Origin of the sequence: Nocardioides iriomotensis, assembly GCF_004168035.1 — a bacterium.
Lineage (GTDB): Bacteria > Actinomycetota > Actinomycetes > Propionibacteriales > Nocardioidaceae > Nocardioides_B > Nocardioides_B iriomotensis.
This window is the reverse complement of the sequence record NZ_SDPU01000013.1, coordinates 93,740-103,268: the sequence shown is the minus strand read 5'-3', so window position 1 is coordinate 103,268 and position 9,529 is coordinate 93,740. Positions and strand designations below refer to the sequence as shown.

Genomic DNA, 9,529 nt, shown 5'->3' with positions numbered 1-9,529 from the left:
CTGGCTCGAGCACTACAACACTGACCGACGCCACAGCGCACTCGGAGGACGCCCGCCAATCAGCCGCCTGGCACCAACGTGATGGCCGGGTACAGCTAGATTCGGGCGCATGAGCGACGAGGGACTCCGGCAGGCCCGCGACAAGATGACCGCGGCGGGCGTCGACCCGGTGGCGATCGAGGTGTTCGCCCACTATTACCGGCTGGTCGAGAGCGGCGAGACCGGGATGGTCCCGGAGTCGTCGATCGAGCCGCTCGACTCGCCGGCGCTCGCCGACGCCGACGTCCCCGACGACGTGGCGCGCGAGGCGATCGGCACCACCGCGGTGATCAAGCTCAACGGCGGGCTCGGCACCTCGATGGGCATGGATCGCGCCAAGTCCCTGCTCGAGGTGCGCGACGGGCTGAGCTTCCTCGACATCATCGTGCGGCAGGTGCTGGCGCTTCGGAAGCGGTACGACGCGCCGCTGCCGCTGATCTTCATGGACAGCTTCCGCACCTCCGACGACACGCTCGCCGTGCTCGACCGGTACCCCGACCTCGCCGTCGACGGGCTGCCGCCGGACTTCCTGCAGAACAAGGAGCCCAAGCTCCGCACCGACGACCTCACGCCGGTCGACTGGCCCGACGACCCGGACCTCGAGTGGTGCCCGCCGGGGCACGGCGACATCTACACCGCGCTGCGGGGCACCGGGCTGCTCGACCGGCTGATCGACGCCGGCTTCACGCAGGTGTTCGTGTCCAACTCCGACAACCTGGGCGCCGTGCCCGACCCGCGGGTGGCCGGCTGGTTCGCGAGCTCGGGGGCGCCGTTCGCGATCGAGGCGGTGCGCCGTACCCCCTCGGACCGGAAGGGCGGCCACTTCGCCACCCGCAAGGAGGACGGCCGGATCGTGCTGCGCGAGACGGCGCAGACCCTCGACGAGGACAAGGCCGCGCTGGGTGACCTCGACCGGCACCGGTTCTGCTCGACCAACAACCTGTGGTTCAACCTCCAGGCGATGAAGGACGAGCTCGACCGGCGCGACGGCATCCTCGGCCTGGCGATGATCCGCAACACCAAGACCGTCGACCCCTCCGACCCCGACAGCCCCGAGGTCGTCCAGATCGAGACCGCGATGGGCGCCGCGATCGAGGTCTTCGACGGGGCCACCACGATCGAGGTGACCCGCGCCCGGTTCGTGCCGGTCAAGACGACCAACGACCTGCTGGTGCTGCGCTCCGACTGCTACGAGCTCGACGAGGACTACGTGCTGCACCAGGTGTCGGGCGGGATCCCGTACGTCGACCTCGAGCCGACGTTCTACAAGCTCGTCGGCGACTTCGACCGCCGCTTCCCGGCGGGCGCGCCGTCGCTGCGCGAGGCCAAGCAGCTCGTCGTCAAAGGCGACTGGACGTTCGAGGACGGGGTGACGGTCGTCGGCGACGCCGTTCTCGAGGACCAGGGTCCCGGGAGCCGGGTCGGAGCCGGTGCGACGCTGGGGTGACCGTTAGATTGCAGGTATGACGCGTGCGCTGATGCCGACCGACCGGCCGAGCACGGTCGACGAGCACGTCGAACGGATCATCGAGACGATCGACCCGCTCCCGCCGTACGACCAGCCGCTGCTGGAGGCGGTGGGCCTGCCCGTCTGCGAGGACGTGTCGGCGACGATGGACCTGCCGGCGTTCGACAACAGCGCCATGGACGGCTACGCCGTCTACTTCGACGACGTCGCCTCGGCCAGTGACGACCACCCGGTGCACCTGCCGGTGGTGGGGGAGATGGCGGCCGGGCAGACCAAGCTGTTCGCGCTGTCGCCCGGCACCGCGGTGCGGATCATGACCGGCGCTCCCGTGCCGCAGGGCGCCGACTCGGTCGTGCCGGTGGAGTGGACCGACGGCGGCATCGCCAACGTCCGGATCACCCAGGCCCCGACGAAGGGCCAGCACGTCCGGTACACCGGCGAGGACGTGCGCCGCGGCGACGTGCTCCTCCACGAGGGCACCGTGCTCGGCCCGCGCCAGCTCGGCCTGCTCGCCTCGGTCGGCCGCGCGAGCGTGCAGGCCCGACCGCGGCCGCGCGTGGTGATCGTGTCGACGGGCTCCGAGCTGCGCGAGCCGGGTGCCGGCCTCGACCACGACTCGATCTACGACGCGAACTCCTACATGCTCGCCGCCTCCGCACGGGCCGCCGGCGCCATCGCCTACCGGGTCGGCATCGTGTCCGACGACCCGGCCGAGTTCACCGACGCGCTCAGCGACCAGCTCGTGCGCGCCGACCTCGTGGTGACCAGCGGCGGGGTGAGCAAGGGCGCCTACGACGTCGTCAAGGAGGTGCTCGCCGAGCTCGGGACGGTGTCGTTCGGCGAGGTCGCCATGCAGCCCGGCAAGCCGCAGGGTTTCGGCTTCATCGGCGAGGACTCGACCCCGATCATCACCCTGCCGGGCAACCCGGTGTCGTCGTACGTGTCGTTCGAGATGTTCGTGCTGCCCGCGATCCGCCGCATGATGGGCAAGGTGCCGTACCGCCGCCCGATGGTCAGGGCCCTGCTCACCAAGGCGATCACGTCGATCCCGGGGAAGCGGCAGTTCGCGCGGGCGTTCTTCGAGATCGACGGCAAGGGCGCGCACGTCACCCCCGTCGGCGGTCACGGCTCGCACCTGATGGGCGACCTGTCGGACGCCAACGCGCTGATCGTGCTGCCCGAGGACCAGACCGGCGTGCAGGCCGGCGAGCAGGTGCAGGTCCTCGTGCTCGACCGGGACTTCTGATGGGCGACGCCCCGCGCCTCACCCACGTCGACGAGACCGGCGCCGCGCGCATGGTCGACGTGTCGGGCAAGGACGTCACGGCGCGGCAGGCGGTCGCGACCGGCCGCGTGCTGGTGTCCGCCGAGGTCGTCGGGCTGCTGCGCGGCGACGGCGTGCCCAAGGGTGACGCGCTCGGCGTCGCCCGGGTCGCGGGGATCATGGCCGCCAAGCGCACGCCCGACCTGGTGCCGCTGTGCCACCCGCTCGCCATCTCCGGCGTCACCGTCGACCTGGCCGTCGCCGACGACGCCGTCGACATCACCGCGACCGTGCGCACCAGCGACCGCACCGGGGTCGAGATGGAGGCGCTGACCGCGGTCTCGGTCGCCGCGCTCACCGTCGTCGACATGGTCAAGGCGGTCGACAAGGGCGCGGTGATCACCGACATCCGGGTCGAGACCAAGACCGGCGGCAAGTCCGGCGACTGGTCGCGAGGGGACGCATGAGGGCCGCGGTCGTCGTCGCGTCCAACCGCGCCGCGTCCGGGGTCTACGAGGACACCACCGGCCCGCTGATCGTCGCCGCGCTGCGCGACGAGGGCTTCGAGGCTGCCGACCCCGTCGTCGTCCCGGACGGCGAACCGGTCGGCGCCGCGATCAAGGACGCCGTCGCGTCCGGCGCGCGTGTCGTGCTGACGACGGGCGGCACCGGCCTCACCCCGACCGACCACACGCCCGAGGTGACCCGCCCGCTGCTGGACCGCGAGGTGCCGGGCATCGCCGAGGCGATCCGGGCGTACGGCGTGGCGAAGGGCGTGCCGACCGCGGCGCTCTCGCGCGGCGTCGCAGGGGTGAGCGGGCAGGCGCTCGTCGTGAACCTCCCCGGGTCGCGCGGCGGCGTCAAGGACGGCCTCGCGGTCGTCGTACCCCTGCTGCGGCACGCGGTGGAGCAGATCGTGGGGAGCGACCACTGAGCACGCCGTGGCGCGTCGAGCTGCGGGCCGGCCGGGTGGGCGTCCGACCGCTGCTGATGTCGGACGCGACGGTCTGGGCGGAGGTGCGCCGCCGCAACGCCGCCTGGCTGACGCCGTGGGAGGCGACCCTGCCGCCCGGTGACCGGTCGGCGCCGAAGACGTTCCGTGGCCTGGTGCGCGACCTGCACCGCCAGGCGCGCGAGCGGCGGGCGCTGCCGTTCGCGGTGACCGTGGACGACGAGTTCGCCGGACAGCTCACGGTCACCAACATCACCGGGGGATCGGCGCGCTGGGCGCAGGTCGGCTACTGGATCGACAAGCGGTTCGCGGGACAGGACGTGATGCCGACCGCCGTCGCGCTGGTCACCGACTACTGCCTGTTCGAGCTCGACCTGCACCGGGTCGAGGTGGCGATCCGACCCGAGAACACCGCGTCGCTGCGGGTCGTCGAGAAGCTCGGCTTCACCGAGGTCGGCTACGCCAAGGGGTACCTGCACATCGACGGTGCCTGGCGCGACCACCGGCTGTTCGCGCTCACCGTCGAGGAGTGCGAGGGCGGCGTGCTGCGCCGTTTCCGGCAGGGTCCCAGAGCCGAGAACCCCTGAATTCACATCAGTCACACGAGATCACAGGAGTGATCTTGCGACACACCGCTTGACGTGCGGGGCGGACCGTGCTGCCGCTCCTATCGTTCGTCGCGTGGACCTGTCTGGAGTCATCTTCGCCGTGCTCGCCCTGGCGTGGGCCGTCTACCTGATTCCCAAGGCGCTCAAGCATCACGACGAGGTCGCTCGGACCCGGTCTGTCGACCGTTTCTCGCCGGCCGCGCGTGTGCTGGCCCGCCGGGAGCCGGTGAGTCGCCGCGACAGCCGCCTCGTCGTGCCGTCCGGTCGCGCCGACGGCGAGGACCGCCCGTCGGCGCCTGCCCGGCCGGTCGACCCGCGGGCCGCCCGCGCCGCCCGGCGAGCCGCCAAGGCCGCCGCCCGCCGTCGTCGTCGGGTCCTCGCGTTCCTGCTGGTGTGCACCGCCGTCGTCGCCGGGCTCGCCGCGTTCGCGGTCGTGCCCTGGTGGTCGGTGACTATTCCGGCCGCGCTCGTGCTGCTGTGGCTCGTGCTCTGCCGCACTCAGGTCCGCCAGGCCCGCAACGCCCGCTGGGAGGCCGACCTCGCCGACGCGATCGAGCAGGAGGAGGCGGTCCGTCCGGGCCGCCCGGCCGCGCACGCGGAGGCACCCGCCGTACGCAACGCGCAGGGGTTCGAGGAGGTCGCGCCGGAGGAGGACACCATCGCGATCCCCGTCGCCGTGCTCGACGCCGTCATGGTGCCGACCGAGGACGGCGGCTCGCTCTGGGACCCGCTGCCGGTCACGCTGCCGACGTACGTCACGAAGCCGAAGGCGCGGCGCACCGTCCGCACGATCGACCTCGACGAGCCCGGTTCCTGGACGTCCGGCCGCAGCGATCAGGACTCCGCGCTGGTCGCCGAGGCGCAGGCCCAGGCCGAGCAGACCGCCGCCGAGGAGGCGCCGGTCGAGCAGCAGCGGGCCGTGGGGTCCTGATTCGGCGGCACCCGTCGTCGGCTGGTATCTTTTCTCCTCGCGTCCCGGTTCGTCCGGGTCGCTCCGGGGCTGTGGCGCAGTTGGTAGCGCGTCTCGTTCGCAATGAGAAGGTCAGGGGTTCGAATCCCCTCAGCTCCACCAAACCCGCTGGTCAGAGGCTGTGCCCGGATCCTGAACCGGAGACGAGCATGGCCTCTCGGCATGTCAGCAGAGATTCGGCCCCACCGGCGGCTGTTCTCGGGTCATCTGGACCCCTCTGGACCGGGTTCGGCACGACTGGCGCACCTGTGCGGTATGGCGACCGCAACACAGCGCCAGACCGCCGATCGCCCATCCTCGGAGGGCGGAATCGATCCCGTCGTCACCTTGTCGCCTCAGGGCGGACCGCCGCCGCGGCGCGTGCGCGGCTCCTGGAGCGGATCCGGGAGCGAGTGGCCGTGCCGAAAGCTCGCCGTGTGGGCGCGTGGACAAGGGCCCCGAGGAGGGTGCGTTGCATGAGTGAACGGTTCTACTCGGATGCGAGGCTGTATGACCGGTTGTTCCCGGGTGGCGAGCCGGCCGTCGACTTCTACCGGGCCGAGGCCGATCGGCAAGGCGGGCGTGTCCTGGAGCTCGGGTGCGGCACCGGACACAAGCTGATCCCCATCGCCTCCGACGGGCATCCGTGCACCGGCCTGGAGCTCTCCTCGGACATGCTCACCGAGGCTCAGCGCAAGGCGGACGAGCGCGCCATCGCGGTGGAGTGGGTGCAGGGCGACATGCGGGACTTCGACCTCGGCCGCACGTTCGATCTCGTGTTCGTCGCAGCCAATTCATTGCTCCATCTGCATGAGGCTGCCGATCTGCTGCGCTGCTTTCGATCCGTGCGAGCGCACCTGGCGCCCGGAGCGCGTTTCATCTTCGACGTGTTCAACCCGAACGTGCGCGTCCTCGCCGATGCCGACGGCGTACGACGCACCCGCGATGCGCTGTCGTTCGTGGATCCCGACCGTGGCGACGTGAGGGTCGATGTCGCGGAGACCTACGATGCTGCCGCGCAGGTGACCCGCGGGACGTGGCACTTCTCCGCCGACTCCGAGCCCGACTTCCTCGTCGCCCCGCTTGAGCTCAGGAGCATCTTCCCTCAGGAGCTGCCACTGCTGCTCTCCCTGGCTGGGCTTCGGCTCGTCGAGCGCTTCGGCGACTGGTCCGGTCGACCGTTCACGGGCGATGCGGCGATCCAGCTCTGCGTCTGCGAGTCGGACTGAAGAGATGAGCGGGCAGGACTGCCCGCTCAGGTCATCCTCGAAGAACGCACGTGTCGCAGATCGTGAAGCTCGGTTTGCCGATGTGCGATCGGACCTAGTCGGGCCGGCAACTGGGCAGGGCCGCCACACATCTGCTCCACGCCACCCGTTGGGAGCACCAACCTGACCGCAGTCGCTTGCCGCGCGCGCGGGCCCGTGGGCACCCTGAGACCAGGGCGTCCGGGCGCCCAGGCATGGGTGGAGGGGACATGTGGGGAATCCGGTGGCTGCTCGTGACGGTCGTACTGGCCGCGCTCACGGTCGCGTGCACCGGCGGTCAACCTTCGCCGAAACTGGCACCGGGTGCTTCCGCGCCACCATCGCCGGCGCCGTCGACCACCGATAAGCGCCCCGCCTCCGAGCAGACCCGCCTGGAGGAGTTCCTGGACCGGGCAGACGTTGTCACCGACGAACCGGTCGACGCCAAGTACGACCTGTACGACGTGCGGTACACCTCCTCGACCGACGCAGCCGCCGAGTTCGGCGCCTGCTCGAACAAGGGCACGTTGTGGTGCACCACGGTCATCGCGACCACAGACGACAACTGGGCCCACGCCGCCACCATCACCATCGACGAACGCCTCGCCGACCTGGTCACGTTCATCGCCGTGGGCCGCGGCGCCGTCGCGATCAAAGCGACGAACCAGATCACGACACCCCGGCGGTTCTACCCTCCGTTCGTGCTGTACCCCGACGGCACCGTCAACCTGTTGCACGTCGCCGAGGACCCCCAACCGCTACAACCCGGCCACGACGTCCTGGTCGACCAGCTTTACGACTTCCACTACGACGTCGGCCGCGGCATGCCCAAAGGCACCTGGGCCATCGACATCGCGGCCGCGCACACCTACCAGCTGCCGCCGGGGTCCGTCCCGTCGCGGCACAACCGGCTGCCGTGGGACGGGGAACCGAAACGTCGCTACGCCGACACCCGCAGCGACCTAGGCCCCGGCACCGCCTACGCGATCGCGATGAACGACTCCCCGCAGGACCTGCCGCTGTACCTGCGGGAGCTGTGGAGCACCGACGCCAAGGCGGTCCGGCGGGTCCCGCTGCCGCGGGACCGGATGGTCCTCGGCGGGCTGGCGTTCGCTCCCGACAAGACCCTGCTCGTCGCCGAGGGCAAGGACCCGCTCGGGTTCTGCGGCCCGCGTTGCCGACCGGGTCGAATCTGGCGGCTGCCGTTCGGCAGCAGCACCCTGCGGCCAGACGCGGGCGCGCCCCGGTTGGCGCCCTGGAACTCCCCGCTGGACCGCGGCCTGCACGCGATCGGCGCCGGCCCCATCGTCGGGTACGTCAACGACCGGACGGTCGTGATCTCCACCGACGGTCGTAGCTGGACGAAGGTCACCCCGGGCCGCTGACGGATGGTTCCGTTCGTGCTGATGACGGGGGACACTCAACAGAGCGGGACCGGGCGCAGAGGGGGTCCGAGCGATGAAGGCACGACACGCTTCGCACCGCGCCGGGACCGCCGCCGCGTCGGCCGTCCTGCTCCTCCAAGCGGCGTGCGTGGCAAACGAGTCATCGGGCTCATCGGGCTCACCGGGCTCGGTGGGTGCATCGGAAGACGCCGTCGCGGTGGGTGAGGCGACGGGCCGGCGCACCAGCCCCCGGGAAGCCAGGGACAGGGGCCCGGCGCCATGTCCGTTCGAGACATCGCCCTCCTGGTCTCTGGGGGACGTCACGACCCGCGGTCTCGCCGCGTACGGGACCCTCGAAGACGTGGCGGTCAGCCGGACCGGGACGACGACCGTCGCGTGGACCGTCTCCGTCGACTCCGGGGAGGTCCGCACGATGGACGTCCCGGCCGCGCCGGGAGATCCGCAGTCGCCCGCCGGGCCGCCTGACCCGCAGCATCGCGAGGTGTTCGACGTGTTCGGCGACGGCGTGCTGGGTGTCGACGCGACGGATGCACAGACGCTGCTCTGGCTCTCCGACGAGCGCGGACGTGGCGCCGGACCGGCCCCGTTCACCGAGTTCTTCGACATCGTGGTCGCCGACCGAAGCCCGGGTGGCCGCTGGTCGAGCGCGCCGACGGTCCTCGGAGCCGGGTACGTCCATTCTCATCAGCTTGTGGTGAACGCCGCCGGCGCCGCGGTGGTGGTCTGGAGCCTGTTCGAGGGTCGGAAGTCCTTGATCTACGCGTCCCACCGGGAAGCGGCAGGCGCGGAGTGGACGCCCATGGAACTCGTGGCGAAGGACGCGTCGTCAGAAGAGGTCGGCATCGACGATGCGGGACGCGTCCTGCTGCTGTTCAGCCGTGGACACAACGCACGGACGCGCCTGTACGCCGTACGTCGCACCCCGACCGATGGCTGGGGTCCCTCGACGCGCCTCCACGGCGGTTGGCTGCACGACGACTTCGCCCTCGCCGCCAACGGCTCCGCGATGGTCGTGCGCACCCGTGTCTCCTACGACGGGAACACCCCCCAGGGCTCGCAGTTCACCCTGCGGATGACCCCATCCGGTAGCTGGCAGCGTCCGGTCCGACAGCCGACCCTCACGGAAGGGGTCTACGGGCGCTCCATCGACATGGACGCCAAGGGCAGGGCGCTGAAGGCATGGTGGCACGGCACGGACCTCATGGTCAGATGGAGCCGTCCTGGCGGCGAGTGGCGCCGCCCGTGCGTCCTAGCGACAGACGTCAAGAGGCCGCGTTCGCTCAGTCCCGACGCGCGGCTCTCGGTGAACCGAGCCGGTGATGCGCTCGTGGTGTGGGGCGCCAAGGGCCGGGTGCCGCAACTGTGGGCTCGCCTCAAGCCTGCCGGGCACGCATGGTCCGAACCCATCAAGGTGACGCCCGAGAGCAGCCTTCCCGACGAGTACACCACCGATCTCGGCGACGGCGGGTATGCGGCGATCGCGTGGATACCTCGCAACGGCCGCCAGCTCGTCGTGCGAACCGTCAGCCTGAACGCCGGCGGGAGGGACTGACGTGCGGGTTGCGACGTAGAGCCTCGAGAACCGCTTTGCGCCGC

At 71.0% G+C, this 9,529-nt stretch carries 10 protein-coding genes and 1 tRNA gene; all 11 read left to right on the top strand.

The genetic code is table 11. The annotated features are described in order from the left end of the window. Positions 1-82 (top strand): integrase core domain-containing protein (locus ETU37_RS05390; RefSeq protein ID WP_129985062.1); only part of this gene is annotated, 82 nt, incomplete at its 5' end. 27 nt (positions 83-109) lie between these two features. After that, positions 110-1,486 carry a UTP--glucose-1-phosphate uridylyltransferase gene (locus tag ETU37_RS05385; RefSeq protein ID WP_129986078.1) on the top strand — a complete coding sequence of 459 codons (1,377 nt, stop codon included), beginning with the start codon at positions 110-112 and terminating at the stop codon, positions 1,484-1,486. A gap of 16 nt (positions 1,487-1,502) precedes the next feature. After that, the gene (gene glp / locus ETU37_RS05380; protein ID WP_129986076.1) at positions 1,503-2,753 is read left to right on the top strand and encodes a molybdotransferase-like divisome protein Glp; all 1,251 of its coding nucleotides are present in this window, start codon (positions 1,503-1,505) and stop codon (positions 2,751-2,753) included. Next, a complete protein-coding gene (moaC, locus tag ETU37_RS05375; protein WP_129986074.1) occupies positions 2,753-3,238 on the top strand; it encodes a cyclic pyranopterin monophosphate synthase MoaC in 486 nt (161 codons plus the stop codon). The genes glp and moaC overlap by 1 nt, the downstream gene beginning before the upstream one ends. Further along, a complete protein-coding gene (locus ETU37_RS05370) occupies positions 3,235-3,705 on the top strand; it encodes a MogA/MoaB family molybdenum cofactor biosynthesis protein (RefSeq protein WP_129986072.1) in 471 nt (156 codons plus the stop codon). Before moaC ends, ETU37_RS05370 begins: the two co-directional genes overlap by 4 nt. Before the next feature lie 35 nt (positions 3,706-3,740). Beyond that, on the top strand, positions 3,741-4,310 hold the full coding sequence (locus ETU37_RS05365) for a GNAT family N-acetyltransferase (protein WP_240755555.1): 570 nt from the start codon (positions 3,741-3,743) through the stop codon (positions 4,308-4,310). A gap of 94 nt (positions 4,311-4,404) precedes the next feature. Continuing rightward, positions 4,405-5,262 carry a divisome protein SepX/GlpR gene (sepX, locus tag ETU37_RS05360; RefSeq protein WP_129986068.1) on the top strand — a complete coding sequence of 286 codons (858 nt, stop codon included), beginning with the start codon at positions 4,405-4,407 and terminating at the stop codon, positions 5,260-5,262. Positions 5,263-5,327: 65 nt separating this feature from the next. Then, positions 5,328-5,403: transfer RNA gene (locus tag ETU37_RS05355), tRNA-Ala, on the top strand. Positions 5,404-5,756: 353 nt separating this feature from the next. Next, on the top strand, positions 5,757-6,509 hold the full coding sequence (locus ETU37_RS05350; protein WP_165372408.1) for a class I SAM-dependent methyltransferase: 753 nt from the start codon (positions 5,757-5,759) through the stop codon (positions 6,507-6,509). Between the two features lie 248 nt (positions 6,510-6,757). After that, positions 6,758-7,912 (top strand): hypothetical protein, encoded by a 1,155-nt coding sequence (locus ETU37_RS05345; protein ID WP_129986064.1) that lies wholly within the window; start codon positions 6,758-6,760, stop codon positions 7,910-7,912. Between the two features lie 433 nt (positions 7,913-8,345). Continuing rightward, complete coding sequence (locus tag ETU37_RS05340) at positions 8,346-9,485, top strand: hypothetical protein (protein WP_129986062.1); 1,140 nt, start codon at positions 8,346-8,348, stop codon at positions 9,483-9,485. Positions 9,486-9,529 lie beyond the last annotated feature (44 nt).